15 protein-coding genes and 1 riboswitch are annotated in these 17,653 nt (G+C 36.5%); of the genes, 12 read left to right on the top strand and 3 right to left on the bottom strand.

The annotated features are described in order from the left end of the window. Window positions 1-273 precede the first annotated feature (273 nt). Together polA and BHE19_RS02350 are read left to right on the top strand one after the other, a co-directional pair. On the top strand, window positions 274-3,117 hold the full coding sequence (gene polA / locus BHE19_RS02345) for a DNA polymerase I (RefSeq protein ID WP_070905791.1): 2,844 nt from the start codon (window positions 274-276) through the stop codon (window positions 3,115-3,117). Between the two features lie 44 nt (window positions 3,118-3,161). Next, on the top strand, window positions 3,162-4,274 hold the full coding sequence (locus BHE19_RS02350; protein WP_070905792.1) for a hypothetical protein: 1,113 nt from the start codon (window positions 3,162-3,164) through the stop codon (window positions 4,272-4,274). 128 nt (window positions 4,275-4,402) lie between these two features. Here the strand turns inward: BHE19_RS02350 and BHE19_RS02355 are convergent, their stop codons facing one another. Continuing rightward, window positions 4,403-5,338, bottom strand: a complete 936-nt coding sequence (locus BHE19_RS02355) for a hypothetical protein (RefSeq protein WP_070905793.1) — start codon at window positions 5,336-5,338, stop codon at window positions 4,403-4,405. A 145-nt stretch (window positions 5,339-5,483) separates the two neighbouring features. After that, a complete protein-coding gene (locus BHE19_RS02360) occupies window positions 5,484-6,512 on the bottom strand; it encodes a LacI family DNA-binding transcriptional regulator (RefSeq protein WP_070905794.1) in 1,029 nt (342 codons plus the stop codon). Window positions 6,513-6,696: 184 nt separating this feature from the next. Between BHE19_RS02360 and BHE19_RS02365 the strand changes: the two genes are divergently transcribed. The 6 genes from BHE19_RS02365 to tsf all read left to right on the top strand — a co-directional run bounded on the left by BHE19_RS02365 (window position 6,697) and on the right by tsf (window position 11,430). Then, window positions 6,697-7,443 (top strand): ferritin-like domain-containing protein, encoded by a 747-nt coding sequence (locus tag BHE19_RS02365; protein ID WP_070905795.1) that lies wholly within the window; start codon window positions 6,697-6,699, stop codon window positions 7,441-7,443. A 26-nt stretch (window positions 7,444-7,469) separates the two neighbouring features. Further along, window positions 7,470-8,282: a ferritin-like domain-containing protein gene (locus BHE19_RS02370; RefSeq protein WP_017497945.1), complete on the top strand. Its 813-nt coding sequence runs from the start codon at window positions 7,470-7,472 to the stop codon at window positions 8,280-8,282. Window positions 8,283-8,477: 195 nt separating this feature from the next. Continuing rightward, a complete protein-coding gene (gene rplM / locus BHE19_RS02375; protein WP_017497946.1) occupies window positions 8,478-8,933 on the top strand; it encodes a 50S ribosomal protein L13 in 456 nt (151 codons plus the stop codon). After that, the gene (gene rpsI / locus BHE19_RS02380; RefSeq protein WP_017497947.1) at window positions 8,933-9,319 is read left to right on the top strand and encodes a 30S ribosomal protein S9; all 387 of its coding nucleotides are present in this window, start codon (window positions 8,933-8,935) and stop codon (window positions 9,317-9,319) included. The genes rplM and rpsI overlap by 1 nt, the downstream gene beginning before the upstream one ends. A 242-nt stretch (window positions 9,320-9,561) precedes the next feature. Beyond that, window positions 9,562-10,329 (top strand): 30S ribosomal protein S2, encoded by a 768-nt coding sequence (gene rpsB, locus BHE19_RS02385; protein ID WP_017497948.1) that lies wholly within the window; start codon window positions 9,562-9,564, stop codon window positions 10,327-10,329. Between the two features lie 138 nt (window positions 10,330-10,467). Further along, a complete protein-coding gene (gene tsf, locus BHE19_RS02390) occupies window positions 10,468-11,430 on the top strand; it encodes a translation elongation factor Ts (RefSeq protein WP_017497950.1) in 963 nt (320 codons plus the stop codon). A 230-nt stretch (window positions 11,431-11,660) separates the two neighbouring features. On the opposite strand, the gene BHE19_RS02395 is transcribed toward tsf, so the two are convergent. Beyond that, window positions 11,661-13,772 carry a M3 family metallopeptidase gene (locus BHE19_RS02395; protein ID WP_083342452.1) on the bottom strand — a complete coding sequence of 704 codons (2,112 nt, stop codon included), beginning with the start codon at window positions 13,770-13,772 and terminating at the stop codon, window positions 11,661-11,663. A gap of 170 nt (window positions 13,773-13,942) precedes the next feature. On the opposite strand from BHE19_RS02395, the gene BHE19_RS02400 reads away from it, so the two are divergent. The 4 genes from BHE19_RS02400 (at window position 13,943) to thiC (ending at window position 17,604) form a co-directional block, all read left to right on the top strand. Next, entirely contained in the window at window positions 13,943-14,629 is a 687-nt protein-coding gene (locus BHE19_RS02400) for a queuosine precursor transporter (protein WP_070905796.1), read from the top strand. Continuing rightward, the gene (locus BHE19_RS02405; protein ID WP_017497953.1) at window positions 14,619-15,188 is read left to right on the top strand and encodes a DNA-3-methyladenine glycosylase I; all 570 of its coding nucleotides are present in this window, start codon (window positions 14,619-14,621) and stop codon (window positions 15,186-15,188) included. The genes BHE19_RS02400 and BHE19_RS02405 overlap by 11 nt, the downstream gene beginning before the upstream one ends. A 96-nt stretch (window positions 15,189-15,284) precedes the next feature. Beyond that, window positions 15,285-15,381: riboswitch (TPP riboswitch) on the top strand. Window positions 15,382-15,445: 64 nt separating this feature from the next. Beyond that, complete coding sequence (gene thiS, locus BHE19_RS02410) at window positions 15,446-15,652, top strand: sulfur carrier protein ThiS (RefSeq protein ID WP_017497954.1); 207 nt, start codon at window positions 15,446-15,448, stop codon at window positions 15,650-15,652. Window positions 15,653-15,780: 128 nt separating this feature from the next. Further along, the gene (gene thiC / locus BHE19_RS02415) at window positions 15,781-17,604 is read left to right on the top strand and encodes a phosphomethylpyrimidine synthase ThiC (protein ID WP_070905797.1); all 1,824 of its coding nucleotides are present in this window, start codon (window positions 15,781-15,783) and stop codon (window positions 17,602-17,604) included. The last annotated feature ends 49 nt before the right edge of the window (window positions 17,605-17,653 follow it).

The raw sequence follows: 17,653 nt of genomic DNA on the forward strand, positions 1-17,653 counted from the left end.
CCCTCGTAATATGAAGACAAAATGAAGAAAGTAGCCAACCCGGATATTTTAACTTCATATTAACTATTAGGGCTTCTTATTTCCTGTGTTGAAAATAAACAACACCTATTAACGTTAGTAACAACAGAAGCATTGCCCCGTATTCTAAAAAATACTGCTATGCTTCTCTGTCACGATCAACCTGCATTTCTTAAACCGTTCAAACAAATTAATTTTCAGATGGAATCGTTTTTAAAACCCAATTGATTATTTTTACAGACTAATATTTTTTTTATGTCAACTCAAAAACGCCTTTTTCTACTTGATGCTTACGCTTTAATATTTCGTGGCTACTACGCCTTCATAAAAAATCCAAGGATTAACTCTAAAGGAATGGATACGTCGGCGATCATGGGATTCATGAATTCGCTTTTGGATGTTATCAAACGTGAAAAACCGGATCATCTGGCGGTAGCTTTTGATAAAGGTGGAAGTGACTTGCGAAACGAATTATTCCCGGAATACAAAGCCAATCGTGATGTAACACCGGAAGCCATAAAAATTGCAGTTCCTTATATATGTGAATTATTAAAAGCCATGCACATTCCGATTATTGAAGAGTCAGGTTTTGAAGCCGATGATTTAATTGGAACTATCGCCAAACAAGCAGAAAAACAGAATTATAAAGTTTTTATGGTAACTCCCGATAAGGATTTTGCCCAATTGGTTTCTGAGAATATCTTCATGTACAAGCCTGCCCGTATGGGGAATGGGATTGAGATTTGGGGAGTTCCTGAAGTTTTAGCCAAATTCGAAATCGAACGTCCCGAACAGGTGATCGATTTTCTTGGTATGATGGGTGACGCTGCCGATAATATTCCGGGACTTCCGGGAGTTGGCGAGGTAACTGCCAAGAAGCTTCTTAAGGAATTTGGAACAATGGAAAACCTATTAGCGAATACAGACAAGCTGAAAGGAAAAATGAAGGAGAATATTGAGGCCAATAAAGAAAAAGGATTGTTATCTAAAAAACTGGCTACCATTTTATTAGACTGTCCGGTAACTTTTGATGAAAACGATTATGAGTTAACACGTCCCGATATTGAAAAAACCGAAGCTATCTTTCAAGAATTGGAATTCAGACGAATGGCGGAACAATTCGATAATTTGTTTAAAACAGGAGGCGAGAATGAAACAACTTCAGCTCCGGTTTCTGACGCTAAATTGTATAAAAAACCACAGCCTAAAAACGAAGATCAGTTTGATCTCTTTGGAGGAGGCTCTACCGAAGAACATACAGAAGCAACCCGAACTTCTTTTTACAATACTTTAGAAAATACCGCTCACTCCTATCAGGCGATTCAGGGTGATCTGGGAATAAAATTACTTTTACAGAATCTGCAAAACCAGACTTCTGTTTGTTTTGATACCGAAACTACCGGTTTAGATGCTTTGCACGCCGAATTGGTTGGTATTGCATTCTCTTACGAAAAAGGAAAGGCTTTTTATGTTCCGTTTCCGGAAAGTCAGGAAGAAGCTCAGGTTTTAATTGAAAAATTCAGACCTTTCTTTGAGAATGAAAACATCGAAAAAATAGGTCAGAATTTAAAATACGATTTAAAAATTCTTTCTAATTATGACATAACTGTAAAAGGAAAACTTTTTGATACCATGATTGCGCACTACCTGATCAATCCGGATATGCGTCATAATATGGATATCTTATCGGAAACTTATTTGAAATATGCTCCTAAACCAATTGAGGAATTGATTGGCAAAAAAGGAAAAAATCAAATTTCAATGCGCGATGTAGCTCTTGAAGACATTAAGGAATATGCCGCCGAAGATGCTGATATCACTTTACAGCTGAAAGAAATTTTCACTACAGAATTAGACAAAACCGAAACGAAGAAATTATTTGACGAAATTGAGATTCCGCTAGTAAGCGTTTTAGCGGCCATGGAAACGGAAGGAATTCGTCTGGATGTTGAGTTTTTAAAGGCGATGTCACAAGAAATGGATGTTGAAATCAAATCGTTAGAACAAAAGATATACGAAACCGCCGGAGAGAAATTCAACCTGGCTTCTCCTAAACAGCTGGGCGACATTTTGTTTGACAAACTTAAAATTGGCGGAGCAAAGCAGAAGAAAACCAAAACCGGTCAGTATGCAACCGGCGAAGAAGTTTTAACTTATTTGGCCAACGACAACCCTATCGTAAAAGAAATTCTGGATTGGCGTCAAATGGTGAAATTACAAAGCACTTACATTCTGGCTTTACCGGAACAGGTGGACAAAAAGACACAGCGTGTTCATACGGATTATATGCAGACTGTTGCCGCAACAGGACGTTTGAGTTCTAACAATCCGAATTTACAAAACATCCCGATTCGTACCGAAAGAGGACGTCAGATTCGTAAAGCTTTTGTCGCACGCGATGAAAACTATACTTTAATCTCTGCCGATTACTCGCAGATAGAATTAAGAATTATTGCGGCTTTAAGCGGAGAAGAAAATATGATTGCGGCTTTTAAAAACGGAGAAGACATTCACAAAGCAACTGCCGCCAAAGTTTTTGATGTGCCTTTGGATGAAGTTTCCCGCGAACAAAGAAGCAATGCCAAAACGGTTAACTTTGGAATTATCTATGGGGTTTCTGCTTTCGGACTAAGCAATCAGACTTCTTTATCCCGCAGTGAAAGTGCCGCTTTGATCGAAGCGTACTACAAAACCTACCCGAGACTGAAATCGTATATTTCTGAACAAATTGAATTTGCGCGCGAAAAAGGATATGTGCAGACCATTTTAGGCCGTCGTCGTTATTTAAAAGACATCAACTCGGCAAATGCAGTGGTTAGAAGTGCTGCTGAACGAAATGCTGTAAATGCACCCATTCAGGGAAGCGCTGCCGATGTGATCAAAATCGCGATGATCAACATTCATAAAAAACTAAAAGACGAAAACTGGAAATCTAAAATGCTGCTTCAGGTGCATGATGAGCTTGTGTTTGATGTTCACAATGATGAACTCGAAAAAATTCAGCCTATGATCAAACACGAAATGGAAAACGCCTTTACGATGGCAGTTCCTTTGGAGGTTGAACTTGGAATGGGTAAAGACTGGCTCGCTGCACATTAATAATTTTAGATTTCAGAGTGTTGATTTTATATTTCAGTATTTTTATGAAAAAATATGCTTTGCTGTTTTTTGTCCTTTATACTATGATTGCTTTTGGTCAGGAGACTTACTATCTTGAAGGTACCTTGGCCAAAAGCAAAATCTATATGAAAATTGACGTTTATAAAAACGACAAAGAGACGAGCTTAAATGCTGTTTACTTTTATCAAAATTCATTAAAAGACATTAAACTGGAAGGAAACTTAAAAGACAATCTTTTTACTTTCTATTTTAAGCCAAACGATATAATAACTGAAAAGTTCTATTTAAAAAAATTAGCTAATAATAACTTTGAAGGATCCTGGTACAATGCTAAAGGGGTACAATTTCCGGTAAAAATTCAACCTATAAATTTTTCAGGCTACAAAGCGAATCTCGACAAATATTATGCTGACGACAAATTAAATTATATAAAGTATAAATTTTTAGAGTTCAAAAAACAGAAAACTACCACTTATAACAATAAGGAATTTGTATGGTATTCTGAAAAACACTGTGATTCGGAATTTTTCAGGGCAGGAAATAACTTTTCAGAAAAAAACAAGTCAATCCTAAATCCGATTCTCGAAAAAATTCACATTCAGAACACTTTAGACCAGCTCAATTGTTCTTCGTCTTTTGAATATAGTGAAGGAAAAGGAATAGAAGGAAATACTGCCGTAACTTTTTTAAATTCGAATTTACTGGGCTTTCAAATTTCAAGCTCTTATTATTGCGGTGGTGCTCATCCTGACTGGGGAAGCAGAGGTTATCTGATTGATTTAAACAATGGAAAGGATTACGGAATTGACGACATATTGGCTTTTGACAAAAGCGTTACAACAGAAGAACAAAGCAATTTTTCGAATTTTTCTAAATATCGCTCTGATTTTTTCGCTCCGAAATTATTAAGCGCAATTACTTCAGAATATCATTTTGAAAAACCAAAAGATGACAGTGATCCCTGCGATTATACCAATGAAGAATATTGGGATTTCCCTTCCTGGAATTACACCGAAAAAGGCATTGAATTTACTCCGATTTTTGCAAGAGTCGACCGATCTTGTGAAGAGTCTTTTTTAATTCCTTTTGAGAAATTAAGAAAATACAAAAATCCTAAATTCCCTTATACCTTATAAAAAAAAACATCCGCCATGGCGGATGTTTTTTTACTTATTTTAGACAGGTACTACCATTAATTAAAAGTCAAACCCTATATTTTTTTTAAACTTACACTCTTTTAGAAGAGTATCTTTTTCAATTATTTCTACTTTTTCTTTACTTCTTCCATCTGTTTTTCTAAATCCTTAATTCTCTTATTTTGTTCTACCATATAAAGAGTCATTTCTTCAATTTTCTGCAAAAGTTTAATATTCATTTCAGACAAATTAATTCCGTCCTTTTGCATTTCTTTTGCAGAAGCGATTTCAGGCAGGTGCTTATTTTCTTTGATGAATTTACCTACAGACTCCAGCGAAGGAAGATTATAACCATTTTCAAATACAAAATCGGCTCCGGCATCAACAGTTACTTTTACTTCACGGGCCGCAACATTACCAGCAACAGTAAGCTTTGAAGCTGGATTTGCTGTTCCAATACCAACATTTCCGTTCTGAATCGCTTTTATAGCCAGAGTAGCGCCATCTGCAGTAAAAACATTTCCAACATACAAATCCCAGTCTGCAGTCATAGGGAGGAATTTAGAAACCGAGGTATCATTTCCAGTCACATTTAGAGCTGTAAGTGCATCATTTGAATTAAATGAGGTAACTTTAATATAAACAGTAATTGGGGTATTGATCCCTAAAGTGTTTACTGCTCTTATTCTAAATCGAGGATTTCCATATTGTGTATTACAGTCAACAGTAAAATTTATTCCTGATCCCGTATAAGGATTATTATTAATCCTTCCCGTTTCTCTCCATATGGCAGGATTAGAATGAGATATAGAAGCAATATGAGTTGCAGCCGAAGCAATATTTCCTCGAGTATAATTGATAGAAATTTGATAATATCCACTAGCCCCTGCAGATATTGGATTTACTCTTAAAAATTCAACATAATCGCCAATAACATATCCAGCTTGAAAAGTAACCGCGCCTTCATATTCTGTTGAATAAAAAACATTCCTTAGATTATTGGATTTTGCAGAAAAATTGTAAAATAAAAGAGTTAGAATTACAAGAAGTAGTTTTTTTTTCATTACGATTATTTGGTCATGGTGGTTTCATTTTTTTTATCCTCTTCAATCATATAAAGTGTCATTTATTCTTTTTTATAATTAGACTTACCACATAAAAAACAAAAAAATGACCTGTTTTGATTTTCTAAATCAGTCGTTTTTTCTTTTAGATTTTTCTTGTTGACTCTCTTTCTTTCAGTTTTGTTTTGATGACGATTGTTTCATAATCTGATGTTTCTTCTTCAGATTCCTCCTCTAAACGTTTGATTAACTGTCTGGCTGCGACCTCGCCTATTTCTACTCCATGCTGGCTTACTGTTGTTAAACTTGGCGACAAACGTCTTGAAGCTAAAATTCCATCCGCAAAACCAATAATTGAAATATCTTCGGGAACCTTATATCCTTTTTTCAGACTTACGCGTAAAGCGGCCACTGAATCATTTTCATCCAAAGCAAAAATCGCATCAATTTTATGTTCGAAAATGGCGTCAATTTTAGCTTTCATATCCTCTTCCGAGTCGGTACGAAGAATTATATTTTCGTTTACCGGAATATTATTGTCTGCTAATGCTTTTAAGTAACCATCGGCTCTTAATTTTCCAACACTCAAATTATCTACTGATGAAATCAGAGCAATATTTTTACATCCTAAATCAATTAAATGCTGTGTTGAATTTAAAGCAGAATCAAAATCGTCAACTATTACTTTGTCACATTCTACTCCGTCAGCTATTCTGTCAAACATCACAATAGGTGTTCCATCAGCAATGATCGCCGAAAAGTGACCATAATCTTCCAATTTTTGCGCTTCTTCAGATACTGACAATATAAATCCGTCAATCGTTCCGTTGCTTAACATTTCAAGCGTGTGAACTTCTTTTTCCAGAGATTCGTTCGAAATACAAGTAATTACATTATATCCTTTTTTATCGGCTACTTTTTCGATACCACTAAAAACCTTTGCAAAAAAGGAGTTAAGTATATTAGGTATAATTACACCTATTGTTTTGGTTTTACGATTCTTTAAATTCAAACCAATAACATTCGGTTTATAATTTTTGAGTTTGGCATACTCCTTAATCTTCACCTTTGTTTGCTCACTGATCTCCGGGCTATCATTTAATGCCTTAGAAACAGTCGATACAGAAACACCGAGTTCCTTCGCAATTTGCTTTAGAGTTGCTTTAGCTTTCATTTAAAAATAAATTTTATGTAATTAATACAAATATAGTAGAATTACCTAAAATAAAACAAAAAACACGTTATCCTATTTAAAATTTCAGAGTGTTTTTTAAAATTAACTTCTTTTTCAAAACCGCAAGCCTTAAAATTTCGTTAATACCTGAATACATGCTTTTAACCTTTTAAAATCCTTGATTATGAAAAACGAAGTTAAAATTCATGAAGTTGATCCTTCATTGAACAACAGAAGGAGCTTTCTTAAGCTCAGCGGCCTTACATTAGTTGGCGCAGGCCTTCTTATGGCTGGGTGCAGCGATAATGACAATGACGATGATATGGAGGACACTACGCTGCCCGGAATCAGAAATGGAGTTTTTGATTTAGGGTCCGGTGATTTTGGAGTACTGACCTATGCGTATGCTCTGGAACAACTGGAAGCCGATTTTTATACTAAAGTCGTAAATTCAACAAGCTTTAATGTCACTTTTAATCCTATCGAACGCCAGGTATTAACAGATTTGTATCATCATGAAGTTATTCACAGGGATTTTTTCAAGGCCGCTTTAACCGGAGCGCTTCCTGACCCAAGTTCACAACTGCTTCCCTCCTTGGCTTTTAATTATGGCTCTTTAAATTTCAACAGCCGCACTGAGGTTCTTGCTACAGCAAAAGCTCTTGAAGATACTGGAGTTGCTGCTTATAACGGAGCAGGAAAACTAATTAAAAGTGCTGATTATTTACTTTTAGCCGGAAAAATTGTTTCGGTAGAAGCCAGACACGCCTCAGCTATCAGAAGCTTAATCAATCCTGACTCTAAGGATTTTGCCGGCGATGATATTGTAAACGCAAGCACCGGTTTGGATGTTGCTCAGGATCCTTCAAAAATTCTACCAATTGCAGGAGGCTTCATTACTACAAAATTCACAGCCAAATATTTACCTTAATCTTAACAAGCTAAAACATAGAAATTATGAATATTTTAAAATTTATAGAAACGTTTACTGATGATAGCTTGATGAGAAGCACTGGTTCAAGAAGAGACAGTTTTAATCAGTTTGGAAGTATTGGAAAAACATTAGCCTACGCATCGATCCCTTTCGGATTATCTGCAATGGCTAATAAAGCATTAGCGAAAGACATTACCGCAACTCCTGCAACTCCTATTGGAGCCTTGCAATTTGCCTTAACTTTAGAATATCTGGAAAACGAATTTTACGCTATGGCATTAGATTCTGGTGTAATTCCGGCATCAGAAAATGGAGGAAGAGATCGAAAAGTTTTTGAACAAATAGCTGCGCATGAGTCTGATCACGTTAAGTTTTTGATTGCGGGACTGGGCGGACCAGCAAGTGCAAACTTTGTTGCCAAACCTACTTTTGACTTTACCGTTGGAGGAGCTTTTGACCCGTTTCATGACTACCCAACCTTTTTAGCATTAGCACAAGCCTTTGAAGATACAGGCGTTAGAGCCTACAAAGGTCAGGCAGCAAATTTAATCACTACACCGGATTTATTAACTGCCGCATTACAAATTCACTCAGTAGAAGCCCGTCATGCTTCTGAAGTACGACGCTTAAGAGGACTAAAAGGATGGATTTCTAACAGTGAGAGAGGTGCAGGAATGCCCGCCGCAACACAAGCTGTCTATGATGGCGAAGGCGTTACTGTACAGGCAGGATTCAACACCGCAGCTGCTTTTGGAGCTGCTGCAGGATCAGAAGCTTATGATGAGCCGCTTACCACACAACAGGTCGTTGATATTGCAAATATATTTATTGTTTAGTACAAAACAATTCTAAATATTGAACCATCTTTACACTACTTGTGAAGGTGGTTTTTTTTTATGGTTTAAAATCGAAAACTGATGTCCTGATTTTCAGCAGATAAAATATTCTTTTCAGGTATTTGGTTTTAAAATAATTAATTGTACTTTTGCATCCCCTTTATTGGGGATGGAATGTTTAATTAAAATAATATTATGGACGCATTAAGCTACAAAACGGTTTCAGCTAACAAAGCCACTGTAACTAAAGAGTGGATTGTTGTTGACGCTGAAGGTCATAACTTAGGACGTCTTGCTTCAAAGGTTGCAATGATCTTAAGAGGTAAGTACAAACCAAGTTACACACCGCACGTTGACTGTGGAGATAACGTAATTGTTATCAACTCAGAAAAAATTAACCTTACAGGTACAAAAATGAATGACAAAATTTACATGCGTCATACAGGTTACCCAGGAGGACAAAGAACTTTAACTGCTAAAGTATTGCAATCTAAGAATCCTGCATTATTAGTAGAAAAAGCTGTAAAAGGAATGTTACCTAAAAACAAATTAGGAGCTGAACTTTTTAGAAATCTAAATGTTGTTGTAGGTGCTGAGCATACTCACGGAGCTCAAAAACCTAGAACTGTTAACCTAAACGATCTTAAGTAATGGGAGTTATTCACAAAATCGGTAGAAGAAAAACCGCTGTTGCACGTGTATATGTTTCTGAAGGAACAGGAAAAATCACTGTAAACAAAAAAGAATTCGCAACTTACTTTCCAACTGCAACTTTACAATACAAAGTTTTACAACCATTATCTATGACAGAAAATGCTAGTAACTTTGATGTAAAAGTAAACGTTTACGGAGGTGGTTCAACTGGTCAGGCAGAAGCTGTAAGAATGGCATTAGCACGTGTAATGTGTGAAGTGAACATCGAAAACAGAGCTATCTTGAAACCAGAAGGTTTATTAACAAGAGATCCAAGAATGGTTGAACGTAAGAAATTCGGTCAGAAGAAAGCTCGTAAGAGATTCCAATTCTCTAAACGTTAATATTACCTGTCTTGTACATTTGGTACAGGACACTATCAATTATTTATTGAAATTAAAAAACACAGTTGTTGTTGCTCTCCTATCGAGGTAGGAAATAGTTTAGCATCTAAATGGGTTAAGCGATTATAAAGATTGAAAGATTAAAAAAGATTCAAAGATTGAAAAATCTAAAAATCTAAAATCTAAAATCTAAAATCCAAAAAGACACATTGCTAATCAACAGAACGTAAACTAGTACAAAAATGGCAAACAAAATAGAAGTAAAAGAATTACTAGAAGCAGGTGTTCACTTCGGACACATGACTAGAAAATGGGATCCAAACATGGCTCCTTACATTTATATGGAGCGTAATGGTATTCACATTATCAATCTATATAAAACTGCAGCTAAAATTGAAGAAGCTAACGAAGCTTTGAAAAAAATCGCTGCATCAGGTAGAAAAATCTTATTCGTAGCTACCAAAAAACAAGCAAAAGACATCGTTGCTGATAAAGCAAAAGCTGCAAACATGCCTTACATCACTGAAAGATGGCCAGGTGGAATGCTAACTAACTTCGTAACTATCAGAAAGGCAGTTAAAAAAATGTCTTCTATCGATAAAATGAAGAAAGATGGTACTTTCATGACGTTATCTAAAAAAGAGCGTTTGCAAGTTGATCGTTTACGTGCTAAATTAGAGAAAAACTTAGGTTCAATCGCTGATATGTCTAGACTACCTGCAGCATTGTTCGTAGTAGATATCAAAGCTGAACATATCGCAATAAAAGAAGCACAAAAATTAAACATTCCAGTTTTCGCAATGGTTGATACGAATTCTGACCCAAGAGAGGTTGATTACGTAATTCCAGCAAATGATGATGCTTCTAAATCAATTGACAAAATTTTATCTTTAGTGACTACTGCAGTAATCGAAGGTCTTTCTGACAGAGGTTCTGAAAAAGAAGTTGAAGTAGCTGAAGAAGCTGCTCCTGCTGCTGAGGCTGAGGCTGCTCCTGCAACTGAAGAATAAATCAAATTTTAAATTCCAAATTTTAAATTCCAAATTCCAAATACAAAATTAAAAACGTTATGTTGATAATTTAATAAAATTGGAGTTTGGGATTTAGAAGATGGAATTTTTACTTTTAACATTAAAATTCAAAATATTATGGCAACAATTACTGCTGCAGACGTAAATAAATTAAGACAATCTACAGGTGCCGGAATGATGGACTGTAAAAAAGCTTTAGTTGAAGCTGAAGGAGATTTCGATAAAGCTATACAAATCCTTAGAGAAAAAGGACAAAAAGTTGCTGCTAACCGTTCTGACCGTGAGTCTTCTGAAGGAGCTGCTGTTTCTTTTATCAATGCAGACAACACTAAAGGAGCTATCATCACTTTAAACTGTGAAACTGACTTCGTAGGTAAAAATGAAGCTTTCGTAACTTTAGCTAAAGATTTAGTTGAAAAAGCGATCAACTTCTCTTCTAAAGAAGAATTTTTAGCTTCAGATTTCAATGGAATTACTGTTGCTGAAAAATTAATTGAGCAAACTGGTGTTATCGGTGAGAAAATCGAAATCGGTGGTTTTGAAATCTTAGAAGGTGCTTTCGTTGGATCTTATGTTCACGTTAACAAAATTGCTGCTTTAACAGCTATTTCTGCTCCAATCGCTAACGCTGAGACTTTAACAAAAGACGTATCTATGCAAGTTGCCTCTATGGGAGCTGACACATTATCTTACAAAGATTTTGATCCTGCTTTCGTTGAATCTGAACTTGCTGCTCGTATTGCTGTAATCGAAAAAGATAATGAAGAAGCAAAACGTTTAGGAAAAACTTTAAAAAATGTTCCTAAATACATCTCTTTCTCTCAATTAACTGAAGAAGTTATCAAACAAGCGGAAGAAGATGCTAAAGCTGAATTAAAAGCTGAAGGTAAACCAGAACAAATTTGGGATAAAATTATTCCTGGAAAAATTCAACGTTTCATTTCTGACAACACTACTTTAGATCAGGAAAAAGCATTACTAGATCAAAACTTCATCAAAGATGACAGTAAAAAAGTTGGTGATTACGTTAAAGGATTCAACGTTGAGATCACAGGTTTCAAAAGAGTTACTTTAGGTTAATATATTATTTCAATATTTAAAAAGCCCGAATATTAATTTATTCGGGCTTTTTTATGTAAAGTTTATTTGTGAAATGTTAGATGTAAAATGTAAAGAAGTTAAAATCGTAACTTTTAAGGATAGTGCCTAGAATCTATTTCATCTTCAGAGCAACTCGATTATTTCGTAAATCTTAAGTTTTCTTCTAATTCCATCTCACATTTTACATCTCACATTTCACATCTAACTATTTATTTCTTGATCGGAAAATTTCTGGCTCTCATCAAAGCATCTGATTTTGGAGCTCTTCCTCTAAAGTTTTCATACGCTTTCTCCTGATCAATCGTGTTTCCAACACTAAAAACACTTTCATAAAGACGTTTTGCTACTGCTTTGTCATATGCCCCTTTTCCTTCTGTAAAAGCTTCCCAGGCATCAGCATTGATCACGTCTGCCCATAAATAACTGTAATATCCTGCTGAATAACCATCTCCTGAAAAGATATGCCCAAATTGCGGAATTCTATGACGCATTACGATTTCTGACGGCATATGAAGTGCATCTAAAGTCTCTTTTTCAAATTTATGAGGATCAATAGTAGTGGTTGCCAAATGAAGCTTCATATCAATCAAAGAGCTCGAAATGGTTTCTACAGTTGAAAAACCTTCCCCGAAATTAGCTGCTCTTTCAATTCTGTCAACCAAAGCTTTCGGTAATGGCTCGCCCGTTTTGTAATGTAATGCAAACTTGTTTAATACTTCCGGAGTCGCTAACCAATGCTCTAATAATTGAGATGGGAACTCAACATAATCGCGAGCTACAGAAGTTCCTGCTAAACTTGGGTAGGTTACATTTGAACACAATCCGTGAAGTGCGTGTCCAAACTCATGAAACAAAGTTGAAGCATCTTCCCAGGAGATTAAAATAGGCTCGTTTGGAGCTCCTTTTACAAAGTTACAGTTGTTAGACACAATCGTCAACACTTCTCCATCCATTCGCTCCTGATTGCGATATGCATTCATCCAGGCTCCTGAACGCTTGCCTGCACGTGCATAAGGGTCAAAATACCATAAACCAACTGTTTTACCTGTCAATTTATTACTTACTTCCCAAACACGAACGTCAGGATGATAAACCGGCACATTTGTGATTTGCTTAAAATTCAAATTAAACAATTCGCCCGCTACCCAAAACATTCCTTCTCTTAATTTTTCTAATTGTAAATACGGTTTAACTTCATTCTGATCTAAATCGTACTTCGCTTTTCTAACTTTTTCAGCATAATAACGGTAATCCCAAGGCTGAATTTTGAATTTACCTCCTTCTGCATCTACGATCTTTTGCATTTCTGCCACATCTTCACGCACTTTTTCAACTGCAGGTTCCCATACAGAAAGCATTAAATCTAAAGTTTTCTGAGGATCCTTTGCCATTTTGTTCGATAAACTCCAATGAGCAAAAGTAGGGAAACCTAATAATTTAGCTTTTTTCGTTCGTAATTCTAAAATAGAAACCAATGTCGAATTGTTATCATTCGCATTTCCATTATCACCACGTTTTACAAAAATATCAAATGCTTTTTCCCTTAAATCTCTACGTGTCGAGAAAGTCAGGAAAGGCTCAATTGATGAACGTGTATTAGCAATACACCCCATAACATTCAGCTTTCTGTCTTTAGCCTCAGCAATAGCTGCTTTCTTAACCTCTTCAGGCAGCCCGTCAAAATCACTTTCTGTTTTCAATTCCACATATTGATTTTGTTCTTCCGCCAATAAGTTTTGACTAAAACGGGTAAAAAGTGACGCCAGCTCTTTATTTATTGCGGCAACTTTCTCTTTATCAGCTTCATTTAACTTTGCTCCCTGACGAACAAAATTTGTATAATACAACCAGATCAGACGCTGCTGTTCCTTGGTTAGTTTTTTACTCTCTTTAGAATTATAGAGCGTTTCAACTCTTGTAAAAAGCTTTTTATTCTGATTGATTTTATCACTAAACTCAGAGAACTTAGGAGACATTTCTCTGTCAATAGCGCTAAATTCCGGACTGCTCAAGTTAGATCTGTAAATCCCGTAAACAGTAGAAATTCTATCCATTGTTTCCCCTGAACGCTCCATTGCGGCAATCGTATTATCAAAAGTAGGCGCTTTTGGATTGTTAGCAATAGCCTCTATTTGGTTTAGTTTTTCCTGAATTGCAAATTCAATTGCCGGTTTAAACTGCGAAACCTTGTACTCATTAAAAGCAGGGACACCGCCATAAGGACCTGTCCATTTTTGAACCAGCGGATTGTCCGGAATGGTCTGTGCGTTCGCCGCAAATAAGCTTGTTCCCATGAGAAAAATTGTCATTAATTTTTTCATTATCGTTGATTTATTTTAAAATAGGTTATTGTTCCAAATGTAACTAAAAATCAGTATTCATTTGGAAATTTTAACTTTGGAATCCTCTAAAAACTACCCTTTAATTTAAATATTCCGCTAAAAAGTTATAGAGAAATAGTTTAAATTTGAAACATCATTAACCGAACCACATGTTTAAAACCCGTAGAGAAATTGTTTTTGTAATTCTGGCTGGCATCTTTATAACCAATGCTGTTGTAGCCGAACTTATTGGAGGAAAATTAATTCAGATTGGACCATTTGTCATGAGCATTGGTATTTTACCCTGGCCAATTGTCTTTCTAACAACCGATTTAATCAATGAATATTTTGGCGAAAAAGGAGTCAAAAAACTGTCCTTTATAACAGCCTGTCTAATTGCTTATGCTTTTCTGATCTTATTTATGGCTATCGTGATACCCGCCGCCAAAGGAATCAGCCCTGTTAATGACGAACAATTTAAGGCGGTTTTTGGGCAAAGTATGTGGATCATCGTAGGTAGTTTAATTGCCTTCATGGCTTCTCAGTTGATTGATGTCTGGATCTTCTGGTTTTTCAAAAGACGTACCGGAGAGCGAAAAATATGGCTCAGAACAACAGGGTCAACTGTAATCTCACAATTGTTCGATTCTTTTATTGTACTTGGAATTGCCTTTTGGTTACCCGGAAAAATTGATTTCGACACTTTTATTTCATCAGGATTAACAGGTTACATTTTCAAACTATCCGTAGCTGTTTTACTGACACCGGCAATTTATGCAGGACATCATTTGATTAAAAAATACTTAGACAAAGATCCTGCTCACGAAAAATCCAAACACATAAACAATGGAGAATAAAAATCTAGTTCGCTGCGGCTGGTGTTCTTCCAGCGATTTATATAAAAAATACCACGACGAAGAATGGGGTGTTGCCATTTATGATGACCCTTCTATATTCGAATTTTTAATTCTGGAAACTTTTCAGGCAGGTTTAAGCTGGATTACCATTTTAAATAAAAGAGAAAATTTCAGAGCCGCTTTTGATCATTTCGATTATAAAAAAATTGCCCAATATCCTGAAGAAAAAATAGAGTCTTTGCTACAGGATACGGGAATTGTTCGCAACAAACTTAAAATTCGTGCTACTGTTTCAAACGCACAGGCATTCCTTAAAGTACAGGAAGAATTTGGCACTTTCTCCGACTATATTTGGAAATTTGTCAACGGAAAACCGATCGACAACAATCCAAAAACATTAAAAGACGTCCCTGCTACTACTCCAATTTCGGACGAAATTAGTAAAGATTTGAAAAAAAGAGGCTTCAAATTTGTCGGATCAACCGTGATTTATGCTCATATGCAGGCTACCGGTATGGTCAATGATCATGTTGAGGACTGCTGGACGAGAAAGAAATAGTCGCAGTTTTCAGTCTCAGTTTTCAGTTTTTCAAAAACCTGAAACTTGAAACCTGAAACTTTTTTCAGCTCTCCAATAAAATTTTATTACATTTGCTTCACACTTTAGGGGTGTCTACAACTTGTAGGCTGAGATTTTACCCTCTGAACCTGATCTAGCTCACACTAGCGTAGGGAAAAGTAAGATGACTTCTGCGCGCATTTCTATGCGCGATTGTAGCCATTCCTAAAGTATAACTACATACTAAACTTAAAGGAATGGAACTAAAAATCAACCAACAAATCAAAAATTTCGATGCTGAATCGTTAAGCATTCAGTCATTGCTCGATCTCGAAATTCCCAACAAACAAAACGGAATTGCCGTTGCTCTCAACAATACTGTTGTTCCAAAATCCAACTGGAACGAACAACTTGTATCCGAAACTGACGAAATTCTAATTATTTCTGCTACTCAGGGAGGCTAAAATTCCAATTTTTTAATTCCAAATTCCAATTGTCAAGCAAGAAGTAGGCCTACTGCCGTGCCCCTCTGCAATCGACAATTACATTTCACATTTTACATTTCACATCTCACAAAATACAACTACAAGCTATGACTACAGAAGAACAAATTTCCAGAACCCCGTTTCCTAATTCTAAAAAAGTTTACATCAACGGAGAAATACACCCCATCAAAGTGGCCATGCGCGAGATACATCTTAGCGACACCAAACTTTCAAATGGTGGAATTGAAAAAAATCCTCCCGTAACGGTTTATGATACCTCAGGTCCCTATACCGATCCTAATATTGAAATTGATATTAGAAAAGGTCTTCCAAGACTAAGAGAACAATGGATTTTAGACCGAAATGATGTCGAAATTCTAAATGAAATCACTTCCGATTACGGACAAAGCCGATTGAAAGACGAAAGTTTAAATCATCTTCGATTTGAATATTTACATCAGCCTAAAAGAGCTAAAAAGGGCGCTAATGTTTCACAATTATATTACGCCAAACAAGGCATTATCACTCCTGAGATGGAATATATTGCTATTCGTGAGAACCAACGAATAGAGCTTTTAAACGAACAAACCAAAGCGATGCAATGTCAGCACGGTGGTCATAGTTTTGGAGCCAATACCCCAAAGAGTAAAATCACTCCCGAATTTGTTCGCAGCGAAGTAGCTTGCGGAAGAGCCATTATCCCCAACAACATTAATCATCCTGAAAGTGAGCCTATGATCGTTGGTCGCAACTTTCTGGTCAAGATAAATGCTAACATTGGCAATAGTGCCGTTACCTCGAGTATTGAAGAAGAAGTAGAGAAAGCAGTATGGGCTTGCCGTTGGGGTGCAGATACGATTATGGACTTATCAACAGGTAAAAACATTCACGAAACCCGAGAGTGGATTATCCGTAACTCTCCTGTTCCAATTGGTACGGTTCCGATTTATCAGGCTTTAGAAAAAGTAAAAGGAATTGCCGAAGATTTAACCTGGGAAGTTTTTCGTGACACTTTAATTGAACAGGCTGAGCAAGGCGTTTCTTATTTTACGATTCATGCCGGAGTACTGTTACGTTATATTCATTTGACTGCCGATCGCGTTACCGGAATTGTTTCGCGTGGCGGATCTATCATGGCCAAATGGTGCTTGTTTCATCATAAAGAAAACTTTTTGTACACTCATTTTGAGGAAATCTGCGAAATCATGAAACAATATGACGTGGCTTTTTCTCTTGGGGATGGTTTACGTCCGGGTTCTATTGCAGATGCTAATGATGCAGCTCAATTTGCAGAGCTAGAGACTCTGGGAGAATTAACTAAAATTGCCTGGAAACACGATGTACAGGTTTTCATTGAAGGTCCAGGCCACGTTCCGATGCACATGATTAAAGAAAATATGGACAAACAACTGGAACATTGTCATGAAGCTCCTTTTTATACTTTAGGCCCACTAACGACGGACATTGCACCAGGTTATGATCACATTACCTCTGCTATTGGAGCGGCGATGATTGGTTGGTATGGCTGTGCGATGTTGTGTTATGTTACTCCAAAGGAACATCTTGGTTTACCTAACAAAAAAGATGTGAAAGACGGTGTAATCACCTATAAAATCTCCGCACATGCTGCCGATCTTGCCAAAGGTCATCCGGGAGCACAATACCGCGACAATGCTTTAAGCAAAGCCCGTTTTGAATTCCGTTGGGAAGATCAGTTCAATTTAGCCCTTGATCCGGATACGGCCAGAGAGTTTCACGATGAAACCCTTCCTGCCGATGGTGCTAAAGTCGCTCATTTTTGTTCGATGTGCGGCCCTAAATTCTGCTCCATGAAGATCTCTCAGGAAATTCGTGATGTAGCCGCGGCCGAAAAAGGCATGCAGGAGAAATCAGAAGAATTTATTGAACAGGGGAAAGAGATTTATATTTAATGTAGTTAGTGAAGAAAATAGAAGAAAGAGTATAGAACAAAGAAGAAAA

Origin of the sequence: Flavobacterium tructae, assembly GCF_001853485.1 — a bacterium.
In the GTDB taxonomy this organism is placed as follows: domain Bacteria; phylum Bacteroidota; class Bacteroidia; order Flavobacteriales; family Flavobacteriaceae; genus Flavobacterium; species Flavobacterium tructae.

Excerpts from the sequence above, each read along its gene's own strand:
- polA (WP_070905791.1), top strand. The coding sequence starts at position 274 with ATGTCAACTCAAAAACGCCTTTTTCTACTTGATGCTTACGCTTTAATA.
- BHE19_RS02350 (WP_070905792.1), top strand. The coding sequence starts at position 3,162 with ATGAAAAAATATGCTTTGCTGTTTTTTGTCCTTTATACTATGATTGCT.
- BHE19_RS02355 (WP_070905793.1), bottom strand. The coding sequence starts at position 5,338 with ATGAAAAAAAAACTACTTCTTGTAATTCTAACTCTTTTATTTTACAAT.
- BHE19_RS02360 (WP_070905794.1), bottom strand. The coding sequence starts at position 6,512 with ATGAAAGCTAAAGCAACTCTAAAGCAAATTGCGAAGGAACTCGGTGTT.
- BHE19_RS02365 (WP_070905795.1), top strand. The coding sequence starts at position 6,697 with ATGAAAAACGAAGTTAAAATTCATGAAGTTGATCCTTCATTGAACAAC.
- BHE19_RS02370 (WP_017497945.1), top strand. The coding sequence starts at position 7,470 with ATGAATATTTTAAAATTTATAGAAACGTTTACTGATGATAGCTTGATG.
- rplM (WP_017497946.1), top strand. The coding sequence starts at position 8,478 with ATGGACGCATTAAGCTACAAAACGGTTTCAGCTAACAAAGCCACTGTA.
- rpsI (WP_017497947.1), top strand. The coding sequence starts at position 8,933 with ATGGGAGTTATTCACAAAATCGGTAGAAGAAAAACCGCTGTTGCACGT.
- rpsB (WP_017497948.1), top strand. The coding sequence starts at position 9,562 with ATGGCAAACAAAATAGAAGTAAAAGAATTACTAGAAGCAGGTGTTCAC.
- tsf (WP_017497950.1), top strand. The coding sequence starts at position 10,468 with ATGGCAACAATTACTGCTGCAGACGTAAATAAATTAAGACAATCTACA.
- BHE19_RS02395 (WP_083342452.1), bottom strand. The coding sequence starts at position 13,772 with ATGAAAAAATTAATGACAATTTTTCTCATGGGAACAAGCTTATTTGCG.
- BHE19_RS02400 (WP_070905796.1), top strand. The coding sequence starts at position 13,943 with ATGTTTAAAACCCGTAGAGAAATTGTTTTTGTAATTCTGGCTGGCATC.
- BHE19_RS02405 (WP_017497953.1), top strand. The coding sequence starts at position 14,619 with ATGGAGAATAAAAATCTAGTTCGCTGCGGCTGGTGTTCTTCCAGCGAT.
- thiS (WP_017497954.1), top strand. The coding sequence starts at position 15,446 with ATGGAACTAAAAATCAACCAACAAATCAAAAATTTCGATGCTGAATCG.
- thiC (WP_070905797.1), top strand. The coding sequence starts at position 15,781 with ATGACTACAGAAGAACAAATTTCCAGAACCCCGTTTCCTAATTCTAAA.